Origin of the sequence: Nocardia sp. NPDC051787, assembly GCF_040681325.1 — a bacterium.
In the GTDB taxonomy this organism is placed as follows: Bacteria; Actinomycetota; Actinomycetes; order Mycobacteriales; family Mycobacteriaceae; genus Nocardia.
Genome location: NZ_JBFAYO010000029.1, coordinates 78,656 through 95,222, shown reverse-complemented (window position 1 = coordinate 95,222; position 16,567 = coordinate 78,656). Strand labels below are relative to the sequence as shown.

The 16,567-nt window shown below is 68.1% G+C and carries 15 protein-coding genes and 1 pseudogene; 5 read left to right on the top strand and 11 right to left on the bottom strand.

The features are described 5' to 3' along the window. Window positions 1–679 precede the first annotated feature (679 nt). The 4 genes and pseudogenes from AB0M45_RS26595 to AB0M45_RS26580 form a co-directional block, all read right to left on the bottom strand. Complete coding sequence (locus AB0M45_RS26595; RefSeq protein ID WP_364334731.1) at window positions 680–886, bottom strand: dienelactone hydrolase family protein; 207 nt, start codon at window positions 884–886, stop codon at window positions 680–682. Between the two features lie 185 nt (window positions 887–1,071). After that, window positions 1,072–1,335 (bottom strand): annotated as a pseudogene (locus tag AB0M45_RS26590) (alpha/beta fold hydrolase); the annotation flags it as partial. 201 nt (window positions 1,336–1,536) lie between these two features. Beyond that, window positions 1,537–2,364: a class I SAM-dependent methyltransferase gene (locus AB0M45_RS26585; protein ID WP_364334740.1), complete on the bottom strand. Its 828-nt coding sequence runs from the start codon at window positions 2,362–2,364 to the stop codon at window positions 1,537–1,539. A 419-nt stretch (window positions 2,365–2,783) separates the two neighbouring features. Next, the gene (locus tag AB0M45_RS26580) at window positions 2,784–3,374 is read right to left on the bottom strand and encodes a TetR/AcrR family transcriptional regulator (RefSeq protein ID WP_364334728.1); all 591 of its coding nucleotides are present in this window, start codon (window positions 3,372–3,374) and stop codon (window positions 2,784–2,786) included. Window positions 3,375–3,530: 156 nt separating this feature from the next. On the opposite strand from AB0M45_RS26580, the gene AB0M45_RS26575 reads away from it, so the two are divergent. Continuing rightward, window positions 3,531–4,550, top strand: coding sequence for an aldo/keto reductase (locus tag AB0M45_RS26575; RefSeq protein ID WP_364334725.1), 1,020 nt, complete (start codon window positions 3,531–3,533; stop codon window positions 4,548–4,550). Window positions 4,551–4,616: 66 nt separating this feature from the next. On the opposite strand, the gene AB0M45_RS26570 is transcribed toward AB0M45_RS26575, so the two are convergent. The 3 genes from AB0M45_RS26570 to AB0M45_RS26560 form a co-directional block, all read right to left on the bottom strand. Beyond that, window positions 4,617–6,449 (bottom strand): long-chain fatty acid--CoA ligase, encoded by a 1,833-nt coding sequence (locus tag AB0M45_RS26570; protein ID WP_364334722.1) that lies wholly within the window; start codon window positions 6,447–6,449, stop codon window positions 4,617–4,619. 190 nt (window positions 6,450–6,639) lie between these two features. Next, on the bottom strand, window positions 6,640–7,380 hold the full coding sequence (ribA, locus tag AB0M45_RS26565) for a GTP cyclohydrolase II RibA (protein WP_364334719.1): 741 nt from the start codon (window positions 7,378–7,380) through the stop codon (window positions 6,640–6,642). Beyond that, window positions 7,377–8,903, bottom strand: a complete 1,527-nt coding sequence (locus AB0M45_RS26560) for a PfkB family carbohydrate kinase (protein WP_364334716.1) — start codon at window positions 8,901–8,903, stop codon at window positions 7,377–7,379. The genes ribA and AB0M45_RS26560 overlap by 4 nt, the downstream gene beginning before the upstream one ends. A gap of 760 nt (window positions 8,904–9,663) precedes the next feature. On the opposite strand from AB0M45_RS26560, the gene AB0M45_RS26555 reads away from it, so the two are divergent. Beyond that, window positions 9,664–10,053 (top strand): hypothetical protein, encoded by a 390-nt coding sequence (locus AB0M45_RS26555; protein ID WP_364334713.1) that lies wholly within the window; start codon window positions 9,664–9,666, stop codon window positions 10,051–10,053. 13 nt (window positions 10,054–10,066) lie between these two features. On the opposite strand, the gene AB0M45_RS26550 is transcribed toward AB0M45_RS26555, so the two are convergent. Genes AB0M45_RS26550 through AB0M45_RS26540 form a run of 3 tightly spaced genes read right to left on the bottom strand, consistent with a single transcriptional unit; the run spans window position 10,067 to window position 12,460 of the window. Continuing rightward, window positions 10,067–11,143 carry a quinone-dependent dihydroorotate dehydrogenase gene (locus AB0M45_RS26550; protein WP_364334710.1) on the bottom strand — a complete coding sequence of 359 codons (1,077 nt, stop codon included), beginning with the start codon at window positions 11,141–11,143 and terminating at the stop codon, window positions 10,067–10,069. 4 nt (window positions 11,144–11,147) lie between these two features. Continuing rightward, window positions 11,148–11,447, bottom strand: a complete 300-nt coding sequence (locus AB0M45_RS26545; protein WP_364334707.1) for a DUF5703 family protein — start codon at window positions 11,445–11,447, stop codon at window positions 11,148–11,150. Further along, window positions 11,447–12,460, bottom strand: a complete 1,014-nt coding sequence (locus AB0M45_RS26540; protein ID WP_364334705.1) for a hypothetical protein — start codon at window positions 12,458–12,460, stop codon at window positions 11,447–11,449. The genes AB0M45_RS26545 and AB0M45_RS26540 overlap by 1 nt, the downstream gene beginning before the upstream one ends. Window positions 12,461–12,615: 155 nt before the next feature. Between AB0M45_RS26540 and AB0M45_RS26535 the strand changes: the two genes are divergently transcribed. Genes AB0M45_RS26535 through AB0M45_RS26525 form a run of 3 tightly spaced genes read left to right on the top strand, consistent with a single transcriptional unit; the run spans window position 12,616 to window position 15,622 of the window. Next, a complete protein-coding gene (locus tag AB0M45_RS26535) occupies window positions 12,616–12,972 on the top strand; it encodes a hypothetical protein (protein WP_364334702.1) in 357 nt (118 codons plus the stop codon). A 6-nt stretch (window positions 12,973–12,978) separates the two neighbouring features. After that, complete coding sequence (locus AB0M45_RS26530; protein ID WP_364334699.1) at window positions 12,979–13,512, top strand: hypothetical protein; 534 nt, start codon at window positions 12,979–12,981, stop codon at window positions 13,510–13,512. 16 nt (window positions 13,513–13,528) lie between these two features. Continuing rightward, window positions 13,529–15,622, top strand: coding sequence for an MMPL family transporter (locus tag AB0M45_RS26525; RefSeq protein ID WP_364334696.1), 2,094 nt, complete (start codon window positions 13,529–13,531; stop codon window positions 15,620–15,622). A 24-nt stretch (window positions 15,623–15,646) separates the two neighbouring features. Here AB0M45_RS26525 and AB0M45_RS26520 read toward each other — a convergent pair whose 3' ends face one another. Continuing rightward, window positions 15,647–16,492 carry a heme ABC transporter ATP-binding protein gene (locus tag AB0M45_RS26520; protein ID WP_364334693.1) on the bottom strand — a complete coding sequence of 282 codons (846 nt, stop codon included), beginning with the start codon at window positions 16,490–16,492 and terminating at the stop codon, window positions 15,647–15,649. Window positions 16,493–16,567 lie beyond the last annotated feature (75 nt).

The following is a 16,567-nucleotide window of genomic DNA, read 5'->3' as shown; positions in this document are numbered from 1 at the left end:
TGCCAACGCGAGCAGAGGATCTCGATCACAACCAGGCTGTTGAGGCCGCCGCGCAGCGACGCCGTCAACAACCCACTTTCAAAACAGTGGCTAGGTCGCCACCAACTCTTGCGCGCTGAGCTGCCTGAGCGAGAGTCAGCACCCGGAGCCCGTCCCGGTCGTCGTAGGCCATCTGGGATTTTCTCAGCATGCATCGCCAGCCCACGAGCTTCCTGCTGCACGACTTCTGACCGTATGGAGATCGGCAACCGCCACGGTCCTTAGCACATAGCCTTGCATCGAGAGGTCGCCGGCCTCCTGCGCCATCTCAATGGCGCGGTCGTACCAGTACCCAGCGGCGGGAGGACGACGCAGATATGAGCACATCCATCTACTGCGCGCGGCTAGCTGCTACGTCGAGGCGGGAAAACCGGCGAAGGCTGCCGCCCTCTACAGCAGCGTGCTCACTGCGGGCACCTTGTCCGATCGTGACGAGGGCTACTTCCGCGCCCGCCATGCCGTGGCGCTGGCACTCAGCGGCGAACCGGACCTCGCTGCCGATGAAGGGCTCCTTGCCATGCGACGGGCCACCGAAAACAATCTGCTCGGACCAAGCAGGAGCTGCTCCGGGCCGTTGAGGCAATGGGACGCTGGAAATATCGGCCTGGACCACGAGAACTGCGAGAAGCGTTGGCCACCGCTACCCAGCCGTAAGCCACTCCCGCGCGGTGCTGATGACGAAAGCTTGCCACTGCTGGCTCTGCGGATTCAGGTACTGCGGATCCTCATGCACGGCAAACCCGTGTTGGGCACCGTCGATCTCCACGAGTCGATGGTCGACCCGCAACTGCTGCGCGGCCTCGCGTGACGTTTCCACCGGCACGAACGTGTCTTTGGTGCCATGCACGATGAGGGTCGGTGCTTGAATCTCCCCGACGACCTCGTTCGGTCGAATCCAGAACACCTCGTTGAGGAAGCCCGACCATGCAGCACCGGATGCCGGTGCACCAGGTACCCCTGCTCGTTCAGTTCAGCGGCCTTCTCCTGGATCAGAAAGTCGCCCTGCCAGTGCGGCCTCTCGTCGATATAGCGCGCCTTGTAGTTGAGCTGCGGGTTCAGGAGCACCAGCCGGTTCACCTCGTCCGGCCGTTTCGCGGCGTAGTAGGCGCTCAATCCGCCGGCGAAGCTGGCCCCGATGAGATGCGGTGTCGGCAGGCTCGTCTTCTCCAGCAGATGCCCGAGGGCCACGCGAATGTCGTTGAGATGCGCGGCCAGTGACGACTCTTCGGGGCGGCCGTCGCTCTCGCCGTGCCCGCGCAGGTCGTAGCGCAGCGAGGCGATGCCCGCCTGAGCCAACCCGTCAGCGAGCGTTGATCGTCGGCGAGATCGGCGGCTTCAGCGTCCTCCTCGTCGGCTTCGCCACGGCACAGTTGTAGGGGCGTCGACGGCTACGAGGGGCATTCGGCGAGTAAATCCGCGTCCATTCGGGCCAGTGGCGAACAATCAGCCGAGATGTGTTGCGCGCCCGGTCATCTGTGGCGCATCAGGGCGGCACGTTCAGAAGGCGTAGCGGTGGTACTGGGCGATCATCCGCAGCGCCGGAACCAGCGACATCACCTTTCCCATCACCTGGTAGCCGCCGGATACTCCCTGTTTGAACGACTCGGAGTCGAAGACCGATATCGCGGCGAGCGGCTGAACTCCGGGTACCGCGGAGAGGATGTCGTCGGGGCCATTGATCGCCCAGTGCAGCGTCGAACCGGAGCGCCGGACGACGGTGTTGATTTTCTGGGTCTTGATGCCGAGGGCGTTGAATGCGTCGAAGTGCAGTTCACCGGAGGGAAAGTGCTCGACCACGGCGCGCAGCAGGGCGACGCCGGCGTCTTCGGTGAGGTACATGGTCAGGCCTTCGGCGATCATCAGCACCGGGCGGTCGGCGGGAATCTCTTGCAGCCACGCCGGATCCGTCACGGACGCGGCGACACGGTGGTGGTGCTCGCGGGAGGGGTAGAGCTGTTCGTGCAGCGTGATCACCTCGGGATAGTCGACGTCATACCACTCGATTTCAGGACCGGGGTCCAGCCGGAAGGCTCGGCTATCCAGCCCGCAGCCGAGGTGCAACACCACGGCACGGTCGTGCTGGGCGAGGAACTCGCGCGCCCAATTGTCGAAGTGGACTGTCCGCACTGTCACTCCGACCTGGTTGCGCGGCGTGATGCTGGTGCTTCGCCAGTCGTAGTCGATGCGGCGTACCGCGTCCTTGGCCCAAGTGTCGCCTAGCAGCGGTTTCTCCGCGTCGGCATCCAGCGCCTTGGCATACAGCGTGGCGAGCATCGTCTGCGGTGCTCCGGTGAGGTCGACGCGAATTTTCTCGGCTTCGGGCAGCTCATCATCCTTTGAACGCATGTTCAATATATTAAACACTTGTTCAATTCGCGGTCAAAGAGCTTGCCCGCTAACTGCGCGCGCCGAGCACCACAGGCTGTTGGCCGACGCGGCGTTGCAGGGAGTTCACTACGCGTGCAGCACGACCGGAATTGCCGTGCCGGAAACACCACCCGCGCTTGCGCACGGCGTGAATCGGCTACCGGAAAATCCGGCGCGACCAAGGAGTTCGATCAAATCACCTGCTCCATGATCGCCATGCTGGTGGATGCGCTTCACGACGACTCGAAGCAAGCAAACGAGCGTTGTGTTCGGTTGCCGAGGACGGTCACCTTCGCGAACGGGCAACCTCGACCGATTCGGATCATCGTTCCGAATATGCCATAGAACGCCTCTCTCGCGTCTGCCCAGGCTGACGACTATGGCGGTCGGCGCAGTCCTGCGATCAGGAGTCCGACCAGGCGGCGTGCGTCGTAGCGGGGATCATCCGCCGCGCCGATGCAGAGATTACCGACGCCGCGCATCAGTTCGTAGGCCTCGACGCCGGGGGCGATCTCGCCGGCCTCGGCTGCCGCGTCGAGCAGTTGCGTGCACACCGGCACGAGGCGGTCGAGGAAGTGGGCGTGCAGCGTGTCAAAGCTGGAGTCGCCGGACTGCAGTACGGCAGCGAGTCCGTGCTTGGTGGCCAGGAAGTCAACGAACAGGTTGATCCATCGCCCCAGCGCAGCGTGCGGAGTCGCGCTGCTGGCCAGCAGGGCCGGACCGGCCTCGGCGCACGCCTCGACCTGATGCCGGTAGACGGCGATGATGAGGTCCGCCCGTGTTGGGAAGTGGCGGTAGATCGTGCCCGTCCCGACGCCTGCCCTGGCCGCGATGTCGCGTACCGGCGCTTCGACGCCGGACGTGACGAACACCGCGGCGGCGGCATCGACCAGCGCCTGCTCGTTGCGTCGGGCGTCGGCCCGCTTACGAGGGGCCGCCTGCCCTGATCGCCCGTCGATGTCGGTCACCACACCGCTCCCTTCGATAGTAAGGTCGCAAAGCGGAACAAGGTTCCGTATCGTAACCGGAACAAGGTTCCGATCGATCATGGTGCCAGAGCGCTGACCGCAGCCAAATCCACACGGCAATAAGGCACCCAGCCCGTAAAAGAGGGAAACACAGTCATGCAGTACCGCACCTTGGGCCGCACCGGTGTGCAGGTCAGCTCGCTCGTGCTCGGCGCGATGAACTTCGGCCGAATCGGACGCACCACCCAGGACGAAGCCACCGCCATCGTCGACGCCGCCCTCGAGGCCGGGATCAATCTCATCGACACCGCCGACTGGTACAGCGACGGGGAGTCCGAAGAGATGGTCGGCAAGGCCATCGCAGGCCGCCGCGACGACATCGTGGTGGCCACGAAGGCGAGCCTGCCGATGGGCGACGAACGCAACCATCAGGGTAGCTCGCGCCGCTGGCTGGTCACCGAGTTCGACCACAGCCTGCGCCGTCTCGGCGTCGACCACGTCGATCTCTACCAGATCCACCGGTGGGACCCGAGCACCAGCGACGAGGAGACGCTCTCGGCGTTGACCGACCTGCAGCGGGCGGGAAAGATCCGTTACTTCGGCTCCTCGACGTTTCCGGCGTACCGCATCGTGCAAGCCCAATGGGCGGCCCGAGACAACCACCTGAGCCGGTACGTCACCGAACAGCCCAGCTATTCCATCCTGCAGCGTGGGATCGAGAGCCACGTCCTGCCCGTGACCGAGCAGTACGGGCTCGGTGTGCTCGTATGGAGCCCGTTGGCCTCGGGCTGGCTGTCGGGCGCGATCCGCGAGGGCCAGGAAATCACCACCCATCGCTCGACGGTTCTGCCGGAGCGCTTCGATACCTCGATTCCGTCCAACCGCGCCAGGCTCGACGCGGTCGAGCAGCTGGCCAAGGTGGCCGACGAAGCCGGTCTGACGATGATTCAGCTCGCGCTCGGATTCGTGACCGCGCACCCCGCCGTGACCAGCGCGATCATCGGCCCCCGCACGCTGGACCATCTGCACGCGCAGCTGGCCGCAGCCGACACCGTGCTCTCCGCCGACGCGCTCGATGCGATCGACGCGATCGTCGCTCCGGGCGTGGACCTGGCCGCCAACGAAAAGTTCGATACTCCGCCCGCCCTGCTCGACCCGGCACTGCGGCGCCGCTGACCGCTCGCGGTGATGTGACTGTGGCCCTGAACGAACGCCCAGGGCCACAGTGCTTTCCGGTGGAATCTACTTGACGTTGACGACCCGGTCAGAGGGCTCCTTGGCATACAGCGCCTCGACCTCGGCCTGGTACTTGGTCGCGATCGGGACGCGCTTGAGCGACATCTTCGGGGTCAGCTCGTGCCCGCCCGGCTCCCAGACGGCACCGAGGATGGTGAACCGCTTGATCTGCTCTACCCGCGACAGCTTGGCATTGCCCGCCTGCACCGCGGCAAGCACCTCGTCGACGATCTCGCGGCGGGTGGCCAGGGTGGCGATGTCCTCGCCGGTGGCGTCGAGTTCCTTGGCGCGCAGCGCGGCGACGTCGGGGTCGAGCACGATCAGGGCGGCGATGTAGGGCTTGGCGTCGCCGATCGCGACGGCTTGGCCGATCAGCGAGGAGGCGGCCTTGACGGCGTTCTCGATGTTGGAGGGCGCGATGTTCTTGCCCGCCTCGTTGATGATCAGTTCCTTCTTGCGGTCCACGATGCGCAGGTAGCCGTCGGCATCGAGGGTGCCGATGTCGCCGGTGTGCAGCCAGCCGTCGGAGTCGATGGCTTCGGCGGTCTTGTCCGGCATGTTGCGGTAGCCACGCGTGACGATCGGACCGCGCACCAGCACCTCGCCGTCGGCGTCCAGCCGCAGTTCCATGCCGTCCACCGGGCGCCCGACCGAACCGGGGCGCGGCTTGTCCAGTTCGGTGAAGGTGCCCACGCCGGTGGTCTCCGACATGCCCCACACCTCGCTGACGGTGAAGCCCAGACCGAGGAAGTACTCCAGGGTCTCCGGCGGAATCGGGGCCGCGCCCGAGGAGGCGACCCGCAGCTGATCCAACCCGAGTGCGTGCCGCAGCTTGGACAGCACCAGGGCTTCGGCGATCGCGTGCTGCACGCTCAGCAGGGGACCGCGGCCCTTTCCGGCCAGATCCGCGCGCGCGGCCGCGATGCCGGTGCCGATCGCCCAGTTGGCCAGCGCCTTCTTCACCGGGCTCGGTTCGGCGGCGAGCCTGCCCTCGACCCCGGCCTTGATCTTCTGCCACACCCGCGGCACGCCGAAGAAGATGGTCGGGCGCGCGTCGGGCAGGGCCGCGGCGACCTCACGCGGGTCGGGCACGGTGGTGATCTGGATGCCGGTGAGCAGGTTGATCGCGTGGCCGGAGATCCGGTCGGCGACGTGCGCGGCGGGCAGGTAGGACACGGCGCGATCGTCCAAGCCGACCTGCAGCGGGCCGTTGACCAGCGCGATGATCTGGGCGAGCACGTTGCGGTGGGTGATCTCCACGCCCTTGGACGGCCCGGTGGTGCCGGAGGTGTAGATCAAGGTGGCGAGGTCGTCGGCTTGCACGGCCTGCCAGCTGGCGTCGAAGTCGAACTCGGCGGCGGGTGCGGCCTCGACCTGTTCGAGGGTGATGGCGCCCTCGGCCGGTCCGTCGACCATGATGATGTGCTCGATCGGCACACCCGCGGCGGTGATGCGGTCGAGGAAAACCTGTTCGGTGACCACGACCTTGTTGCCCGCGTTGGTGAACAGGTGGGTGATCTGCTCGGGGGAGCTGGTGTTGTAGATCGAGAACGGGGTGGCGCCCAGGTGCAGTGCCGCGGTGTCGACCAGGTTGAACTCGGGGCGGTTGGTGAGCATGATGCCGACGGTGTCGCCGTGCCGCACACCGAGGCCGGCCAGGCCCGCCGCGATGGAGCGCACCCGTTCGGCGTAGTCGCGCCAGGTGTATTCCTGGGTGCCACCCACCTTGCGCAAGGCGATCTGGTCGGGGCGTAGGCGCGCGGTCTCCTGGAATGCCGCGGGCACGGTGTAGACCGTTTTGCCCGATTGGTGCGCGTATCCGATGTCTGTTGTCGTCATATCCCTGTTCCCGCTATCTCTGGCGTGGACCGAACCGCGGTGTTCGCCGACGCCCGGTCCGAGACTCGAATACTGAAAGAATGCAGCGAACGAACTGTCAGTCTCTCGCGAGTCGGCGCGCCACATGTGGCGCGGCTCACTCATGGTAGCGAGACACGAGGATTGTGGTGGCTCTTACACCGAGGAACCGCTATGCGCCGATCAGATCCGCCGCGGAGGCGGACCCCGGGTGGGGACGAGCGGTTTCGCCGGGCGTGATGAGGACCGGATCCACCGCCAATGGCTCGTCGGTCCGATCGGCGCCGACGGGCTCCTCGACCGCCCACGGCACGGAATCGGTCGGAATCCAGTGCTTGCGCCTGGTTCGCTTGGCTTCGAGGTACTCGCGGGCCCGCTCACTGAGCGCCCGTGTCCGCAGCGGCACCGCGGTGACCCGCAAACCTCCCTGTCGCAGCGCGTCGACCTTGGCGGGGTTGTTGGTGAGCAGCTGCACCGAGCGCAATCCCAGCTCGGCCAGGGCACGGGCGGTCGCGGAGTAGGTGCGGGCGTCGGCGGGATAACCGAGGTTCTCGTAGCTGGTGAAGGTGTCGGCGCCGGAGCGCTCGCTTTCGCGATACCCCAGTGCCTTGGCCATCAGCCCCGCGCCACGCCCTTCCTGCTCCAGATAGACCAGCACGCCTGCGCCCGCGGCCTGGATGAGGTCCAGCGCCTTGTCCAGTTCCGGCCCGCAGTCGCAGTCCTCCGACCGCAGCGCCTCGCCGTACAGGCACCGCGAATGCACCCGCACCAGGCATCCGTCGGTGATCGCACCGAACAGCAGCAGGTGTCCCCGCTCGTCGTGCCCGTTCAGCTCCACCACGCGAACACGCAGATCATGCCCCTTGCGACGGAACCGGTGCTCGGTGTCGGCAAGGTCCACAATTCGGGTCAATGCTCCTCCGAAGCGAGTCTGAAAATTCGTTCGATCTCACTCACCAGTGGCATTGCTCCCGGGACGTCCCCGACCGATTGCGTCGCCACCATCGCGGCGGTCGCCCAGACGTAGTCGTTGCGTGCGGCGACCGGTCTCAACCCATCGGGGCGGCGCGTCGAGACGAGACGATATACCAGGGCCGCGGAGAAGGCAGCGTGAGCGCCGACCGAGTCGTCCAGCGCGGTCGGGAAGGGCTGGAACTGGTCGCTGAGCTGGTCCGACCACACCGCGCACCGGAAATCCTTGATCGCGCACACCGCGCGCACCCCGAGCGCACGCAATAGCGTGGCGGTCTTTTCCCCGGAGGCTGGGGCGGCACCGTCGGGCACCATGGCCAGTGCGTCCAAGTCCTTGTTCCCACCGACCAGGTAGTCCACCACGCCGAGGTGGTGGTACAGGTACTGCGGGCGATCCAGCGGCGGCGCCGGATGCACGACCACCAGCGGCCGGGACCGCAGCCCGCGCAGATACGCCATGATCTGCTCGATCACCCCGGTGGGTTGTTCGAAGGTCAGCAGCACCGCATCCGAGGTGGCGATCGCGGAGCGGATCGCGTCGCTGCGTAAATCCTGAGCGCTCAACCGGATTCGCTCGTCTTTGCAGCCGATCGTGCTCGCCGCGCCGGTGCCCGCGACGATCACCGCGGTGACCGGCGTCGGCGCGTAGGGCACCACCTTGACCAGTTCGGTGTCGACACGCTCGCTGCGCAGGTATTCCAGGATGCGGCCGCCCGCGTCGTCGTCACCGACCGCCGAGATCAGCCGCACCCGCAGACCCAGCCGCGCGGCGGCGACCGCGCGGGTCAGTCCCTTGCCACCGGGATGTTCCGCATAGCCGCCGCGAGCGGTGCCGCCCGCGCCGGGGATCCGATCGACGAGGTACATGTGGTCGATGACCGCGTCGCCGACCACGGTCACCACGCCGCGCGCTTTCGATGAATCCGATTCGGCCGCGCCATTTTCCGATGCGGGCGCACCGGTGTCGACGACGTGTGCCCCGTCGAATACCGAGGCCGTGGCCAGCTGCGCGGCCAGTGCGGTGAACGCTCTGCGCTCGGGCGCACCGCGCAGTGAGCGCACCGTCGGTGCGGCGGGAATACGTTGCGCCCCAATGGCTTCGTGCAGCACACGCCAGCGCTCGGCGAGATATTCGCGCCGCTCGCCCAGATCCGAAGCGTAGAGCAGATCGGGATCGACTGCGGCAGGCGGATTCTCGCGCAGCAGGCCCAACGACAGTTCCGCGTCGACGATGAGCCGATCGGTGGGATCCAAACGCTCGACCAGGTCGCGCACCAGCGGCAGCACCGCTTCCTCCCGGTCGACGCCCGCACGCCGCGCGTACTGGCGCACCGCCAGCAGATCCAGCAGCGGCAGGACGTCGATTTCGGTGCTGCGCAACCGATCCGAGCTCAGACCGGACCGTTTGCACAACCGGGTGAGGATATTGCGAACGGCAACCATCCCCGAATCCTGCGGGACCATGGGCGACCCTCCTCGATCGGCGCGACACCGAAGCGGTCGGGCGCACATAGGCCACGCAAATCGGGTTTAGCCAGCGGGCAAATTGTCAATTACCAAATTACAACGGCAATTGCGCTCGGGGAACGGCAAATGCCACACTGGATGTGGCGATCCCCATCGCTCCACCAGGCACGGGAGGGCTGGTGATGAGAATGATTCACCGAATACGGCAGATTCGGCGGCGACGGCACCACCGCCCCGCCGGACCGGATACCGAGCTGGTGCCGAAGTCGGTGGTGGACTAAACGAGCCGCCGGAGATCCCCGCAACACCGCACCCTGGTCATCGCCTGCCACGCGTCAGCGCGAAGGCATTCCCCCAGCGGCCGCGCCCCGGACATCGGCCGCGCCCCACACGGGCTCACCGACGCGCGGCAACCTCTCCTCGGGCACGACCGGCCTGGCGATATCCGCCGCCGATCGCAGGCCCATCAACCACGGCGCCCCGAAGCGGGTGAGCATGCCTGCCGCGAGGAGACGACTCGGCCGGTATGCCGGTTCACCCCACCGGCACACCCGAACCCCCGCACCGCCGAGCGTCCGCCAGGGCCGCCCGGCCCGGCAAACGGACCCGTCGGCCCCATCACGCCGACACCCGCAGAAATCACGGTGCAGCGCATCCACCGCGCTGTACCAGCGGATGCACGACTGGAGGCATTCGTGATCATCGAACTCAGCACCCTGGAGCCGGCCTCACTCCACCTGTTGCACCGGAGACAGCGATGACCATTCACACCACCGAATGGACCATGACCAGCGACATAACCCCGGAAGCCGCCTTCCGGGACACCGACACCGCCGATGGCTGGCACCTCAGCTGGCTGCCGGACCGACAGCTGACCCGCGCCCAGGCGCTGGCGGGCATGCGCTTGGACGAACTGCTCAGCGACCCGCACATGGTGCACGACCGGATGACCCAGGCCCGCGTCGACGTCTACGCCGATGAACTGGGCATCCTGCGCGAACAGGCGGTGATCCTGCTGGCCAAGCGGATGGCGGCACGGCTGGAGAAGGAGTTGCGACCGAAAGGGGACCCGACGCCACCGGGGCACGGCCCACGCACCGGCCGATCGCTCACCCATACGATCGAACCCCCGTTCGTCCACGGCTGACCCGCGCTGTAGTTCAGGCGTGCGCTTTATGCTCCGCGCCGACGGCTTCACCGATGCTGCTGTAGCCGCCGGCGCGCAACCGCTGCGCCAGACCGCGATGGATCCTGCGCATCCAGAACGGACCACCGTAGATGAAGCCGGTGTAGCCCTGCAGCAGCGTCGCGCCGGCCAGGATGCGTTCCCACGCCTGATCGACCGTTTCGATACCGCCGACCGAGATCAGCGCCAGCCGGTCACCCACCCGCCGGTACAACCGGCGCAGCACCTCGAGCGAGCGCTCCGCGACCGGCGGGCCCGACAGACCGCCCGCGCCCATGGCGGCGACCTCGTCGCGACCGGTGCGCAGACCGTCGCGCCGAATGGTGGTGTTGGTGGCCACGATGCCCGCCAGACCCAGCTCGACGGCCAGGTCGGCGACCGCGTCGATGTCCTCGTCGGACAGGTCAGGAGCGATCTTCACCAGCACCGGTACCCGCACGCTGTCCAGCACCGCTCGCAACAGCGGACGCAGCGATTCCACCGCCTGCAGATCCCGCAGGCCAGGGGTATTGGGGGAGCTGACGTTGACAACGACGAAATCGGCCAGCGGTCCGAGCAGGGCGGCGCTGGTGGCGTAGTCGGCGGCGGCGGCGTCCGGTTCGACGATCTTCGTCTTGCCGATGTTCGCCCCGATCGGCACTCCGCCGCGCCGGGTCCGCAACCGTTCGGCGGCAGCGGCGGCGCCGTGGTTGTTGAAACCCATCCGGTTGATCAGGGCCCGGTCGGCGGGCAGCCGGAACAGTCGCGGTGCGGGATTGCCGGGCTGCGGCTGGGCGGTGACGGTGCCGATCTCGGCGAAGCCGAACCCGAGCGGGGCCCAGGCGTCGACACCGTCGGCGTTCTTGTCGAATCCGGCGGCCAACCCCAGCGGCGCGGGGAATTCGACCCCGAACGCGGTGCTGCGCAGAATCGGGTCGTCGGTGACGAGAATCTTGCTCATCGCCCAGCGCACGGGGGCGCACCAGGCGGCCAACCGCATGACAGCGAAGACGAGGTGGTGGATGCGTTCCGGCGCGACCAGGAACATCAGTCGGAGTAGCAGGGCGTACATCGGCTCACATTCCAGGTTCGGGCTGGGGTAGTAGTGCGGATTTTCGCCGCCGCAGCAGGACCCGCCTGCTGCCGTCGGTGTAGGCCCGCACCCGCGAGAGCTCCCAGCCACCGAACTCGGCCTGGATCGCCAGCCGCATGGACGCGGTCACCCGCGTGACATCCGGCGGCAGGCGCAGCGGCACGTACTCGTAGTCGTCGCTGGTGGTCTCCCAGCCCGCGGGCAGCGCGCGCCCGCGCCGCCGGTGTGCTGTCGGATCAGGGGATGTCGCGGAATCGTCACCCGCGCGCGGTGTCCGAGCCATCAGTGCCCTCTCTTCCGATCGTCCGCACCGATCCGTTGCAGACCGTCGCCGGTCGCGGATCCCACGAACAAGTCCCCGGTGTGTTGCTCGATGGTCACCGAGTTCGGTTGCCGGACGGTGGCGTAGCGTCCCACTTCCTTCGGTATACCTGTCGACAGGTCGAACCCGACGACCTCGTTGCGCTGCGTACACGTCACCCACACGGTGTCGGACCGATGATCGTAGGCAACTGCGTAAGGCGAAGATCCTACCGGGAAACGCTGACGCAGCACGAGCGGTCCCGCAGTGTAGACCAGCAGTTCGCCACCGGCGGTGTCGGTGACCACGAATCGGCCGCGCGCGTCACCGATCATCTGCGTGGCGCCGTCGCCGGCCCGCAGCGCCAATCCGAGCCGGTCGCGACCGAGGTCGAGCTCGAAGATCGCGGTTTGGTGGCGGTCGAGCACGGTCAGCTTGCCGTCGGCCTCGGCCAGCTCGTCGGCCGACAGCAGCCCGGACACCGTCCTGGTCACCGCACCGCCGGGCGCCACCTCCAGCACCCGGCCGTCGCCGGTACCAACCAGCAGCCCACCGTCCGGGCGCGGGAGCACCGACCGCACGTCGCCGTCGACGGCGACCTCCCCGATCGTGCCGCCGGCCAGATCCACCCGCAGTACCCGCCCCGGCGCGGTCGCCAGCATCTCACCCGGCCTGCCAGGGGTGAGTCCGCTCGCGCGATCCGGCAGCGTCACGGTGCGCACCGAGGGCTGGGCGGCGGCGGGGTCGATGATCGTGAGGGCGGTGCCGTCGAGCACGGCAAGCAGCCCGGTGCCGGGATCGGATTCCAGCGCGGCGACCGGGCCGGCGGGCAGCACCCGGCCCGCCGGCGGCGTGGTCACCGCGGGCGCGACCGCCGCGGTCGCCGGATCCCTGCTCGGCAGGTCCGCGCCGCCGGTCCGCGAAGAGCATCCGGCCAGCAGCACCAGCACCGCCACACCCGCGAGTGCCGAGAGGATCGAGCCGCGAGGGCGCATGCACCGAGCTCCTAACTACCGACGAATCTTCCGCAACCACACCATCTGACCATGATGGCGCACTGAACCGACCGACCGGGGTGTCGGCTCGAGCACGATGTCGGTGATCGGAGTTACGGTGGAGTCCACACGCTGTCCGATTCAGGGAGATCCGGTTGAAAGCCGACCATCCGTCGGGGTTTGCCGTCGATGACATCACCGTCGGTCCGTACGCGCACGGGTTCGGCACCACCGCCGACGGTCACCCCTTCGCGTTCCGGACCGTCCGCGCGGCCCTCACACTGGAGATCTACCGCCGCGACCTCGACAGCGCCGTACCCGGCCCGGAAGACGTGCTCGCGGTCGCCGAAGCCACCGTCACCGATATCGACCTCGACGACGAGCGCAGCGTCATCGCCCTGGTGCGGGATATGATCCCCGACGCCGCGACGATCGACGCCACCACCGACCGGGACGTCACGACCGTGCGGGCCCTGCTGGGACGGATCAGCTCCGTCATCGACGGTATGTAGGACGTGATGACCCACACCCGACTCGCCCGGACCGCCCTCGCCGCGGCGTGTCTGCTGCTGGCGGCGCCGGTCACCGGCTGCGCCAGCGGCCCGGACGACGCCGCCGTCGCGGCCGCCCGCTCGTCGGCGAACGCGTCGCTGTCGTCCTCGGTCGCCGCCTCCTCCAGCGCCGCGCACCCGCCATTGCCGACGGCCACCGAACTGGACGCCCAGATCAAGCGGGCGCTGGACCCGGCCCTGCCCGACAGCGAACGCACCGCCCTCATCGAGGACGGTGACGCCTTCCGCCAGGCCATCCCCGACATGTACCGGGCGCTGCAGGACAATCCGCGCGCCGTCTACGGCGTGACCGACCCGGTGTTCGACAACCACGACGGCACCCTGACCGCCACCATGCGGCTGGACAAGGACGGCACCGGCACCGCCGTGCGCACCACGGTGGTGCATTTCGTGCTGATCGACGGCAAGTGGCGGATCTCGCGGACCGACCTGTGCGGCATCCTGCGGTCGGCCGACTACCGCACCCCGGCCTGCGGCTGAGGCGGGCCTCGACTCGATGCGCACGCCGGGATCGCTGCGGTGGGGACGGTTCGTCCACCGCAACCGCTTCCTCGTGCTGGCCGTCTTCATTCTGTTCGTGCTGGTGTCGGGCTGGTACGGCCGTGACCTGTCCGGCCGGTTGACCCAGGAGGGCTGGTTCGACGAGAGCAGCGAATCGGTCGCCGCCGCCGAACTGGCCGACCGCACCTTCGGGCGCGACACCGACAGCGACCTGATCCTGCTCTACACCGCCCCCACCGGCACCACCGTCGACGACCCCGCCGTCCGCGGCCCGGTCACCGCCCAGCTCGCCGCTCTGCTGGCCACCTACCCCGATCGCATCCTGAAGATCGATAGTTATTGGGACAGCCCCTTTTCCGCGCAGGCCACCGACACCACCCGCACCCACGCGTTCGCCAGCGTCGGATTACGCGGCTCCGGCACCGGCACCGTCGAGAATTTCGCGGCCATCAAAGACCATCTCGGTGCCGGACGCGCCGGCGGCGGCCCGGGCGGCACGACGGTGCAGCTGGCCGGGTTGCAGCCGATCGTCGAAGGCATCAACACCGGCATGCAGCGCGACATCAGACGCGCCGAAATGATCGCACTGCCGATCGTGGCGATCGGACTGTATTTCGTGTTCGGCGGCGTGATCGGCGCGCTGCTGCCGGTGCTGATCGGCGGCATGACGATCCTGGGCACCCAGGGCGGGCTGCGGCTGCTGACCGACCACATCGACGTCAATGTCTTCGCCAGCGCCGTCATGACCCTGGTGAGCCTGGGACTGGCGATCGACTACGGATTGTTCACCGTCACCCGGTTCCGGGAGGAACTCGCCGCGGGCCGCGACGTGGAAGAAGCCACCGCCCGCACCGTCGCGACCGCCGGACGCACGGTGCTGTTCTCGGCGGCCATCATCGCGATCAGCCTCGGCGCGCTGTTCATCTTCCCGAACGGAGTCCTGCGCTCGGTGCCGCTGGGCGGCATCAGCTCGGTGCTGCTCGCGGCACTGCTGTCGGTGACCGCGCTGCCCGCGGCATTGAGCATCGCCGGGCACCGCATCGACTTCCTTGGCTGGAAACGGTTCTCCCGCAGCAAAACCGAAGCACAGATCGACGCCGGATTCTTCTCCCGGCTGGCCGTGTGGGCGATGCGCCGGCCGCTGGCGGTGGCCGTGCCGATCGTGCTCGCACTGCTCGCGCTCAGTATCCCGCTGCGGCACATCGAGTTCGGCGGACTCAGCGAACGGTATCTGGCGCAGGGCAATCCGGCGCGGGTGGCGCAGGAACATTTCGACGAGTTGTTCCCCAGCTTCCGCACCGAACCGCTGAAACTCGTCGTGGTCGGCGCCGACCCGCGGCAACTCGGCGACATCCGCTACGCCGCCAATCAGATCCCCGGCTTGACCGGGCGCTTCGAACCCGCGGCGGCGACCAAGGACGGCATCAACGTGCTCGCCGCAGGGCTGGCCGACAAACGCGACGCCGACCAGGTGATCGCCGCGTTGCGCGCGATCCCCGAGCCGCCCGGGGTGCGGGTGATGGTCGCCGGAGTGCCCGCACTCGAGCGCGACAGCATCAACGGTCTGCTCGACGGCCTGCCGCTGCTGCTGGCGATCCTGGTGGCGGCGGCGCTGGCGCTGATGTACGCCGCGTTCGGTTCGATCGTGCTCGCGGTGAAGGCCGTCGCGATGAGCGCGCTCAGCCTCATCTCCACCCTCGGTGTGCTGACCTGGGTGTTCGTCGAAGGCCACGGCGCGGGCCTGTTCCATTTCACACCGGGGCCATTGATGTTCGCGGTGCTGGCGTTGATCGTGACGGTGGTGTTCGGACTGTCCACCGACTACGAGGTCTTCCTGCTGTCGCGGATATCGGAGGCGCGCGCCGCGGGCTCGTGCGCGCCGGAGGCGATCCGCTACGGCATCGCCCACACCGGCGGGGTGATCACCTCCGCCGCCGCCATCCTCATCGTGGTCACCGGCGCGTTCGGGTTCTCCGATCTGGTGCTGATGAAGTACATCGCCTACGGCATGATCGCGGCGCTGATCCTGGACGCCACCGTGATCCGCATGCTGCTGACACCCGCGGTACTCAAACTGATCTGGCGGTAGGGCCGCGGCAGTCGATCCGAGCGGTCAGCGACGCACCGGCAGCACCAGCTGAGCACCGGTGACGGGGTGATCGAGAACCTCCACCGGGTGCTGGTAGACGCGCGTGAGCAGGTCGGTGGTGAGCACCTCGCGGGGCGGGCCGTCGGCGGCGACGCGACCGGAATCGAGCACGGCGACGCGGTCGGCGTAAGCGGCTGCGATACCGAGGTCGTGCAGGACCACGACCACCGCGGCTCCCGCGGCGGCGCGGTCGGTGGCCAACCGCAGGACGGCTTCTTGATGACCGAGATCCAGCGCCGCGGTCGGCTCGTCCAACAGCAGCGTGGCGGTGTCCTGGGCCAGCACGCGGGCCAGCGCGACCCGGGCGCGTTCACCGCCCGACAGCGTCGGAAAAGACCGGGCGGCAAGGTGTTCCACGTCGGTGGCGGCCATCGCGGCGACGATCTGTTCCTCGTCGAGTTCGCGGCGTTCGGTGCGCACCCAGGGCGCGCGGCCCATCGCCACCACTTCTCGTGCGGTGAACGGGAAGCCGACGGTGTGGGTCTGCGGCAACACCGCGCGCCGCCGCGCCATATCCAGCGTCGACCAGTGCGTCAACGGCTGCCCGTCGAGCTCCACGAGACCTTCGCTGAGCGCCAACTCCCCGGCCAACGCGGCCAGCAGCGTCGACTTACCCGCGCCATTGGGCCCGACGAGTGCGACGACCTCCCCCGCGACGGCTTGGAAATCGATCCCGTCCAGCACCCGCCGCGCCCGCCCGCCGCCGCCACGCCGATCCACACTCACCCCCGCCGCGCGCACCGTGACCGCCCCCGGCTTCGGCGCCTCCGGCAGCTCATGCACCCGCACCAACACCGCCCGCACCCTCACCGACCTCCTCCTGATCCCCGTCGAGCGGCACACCACGGAGAGGGTCTCTCGACGTTCGCCACAGCCATGTGCCCT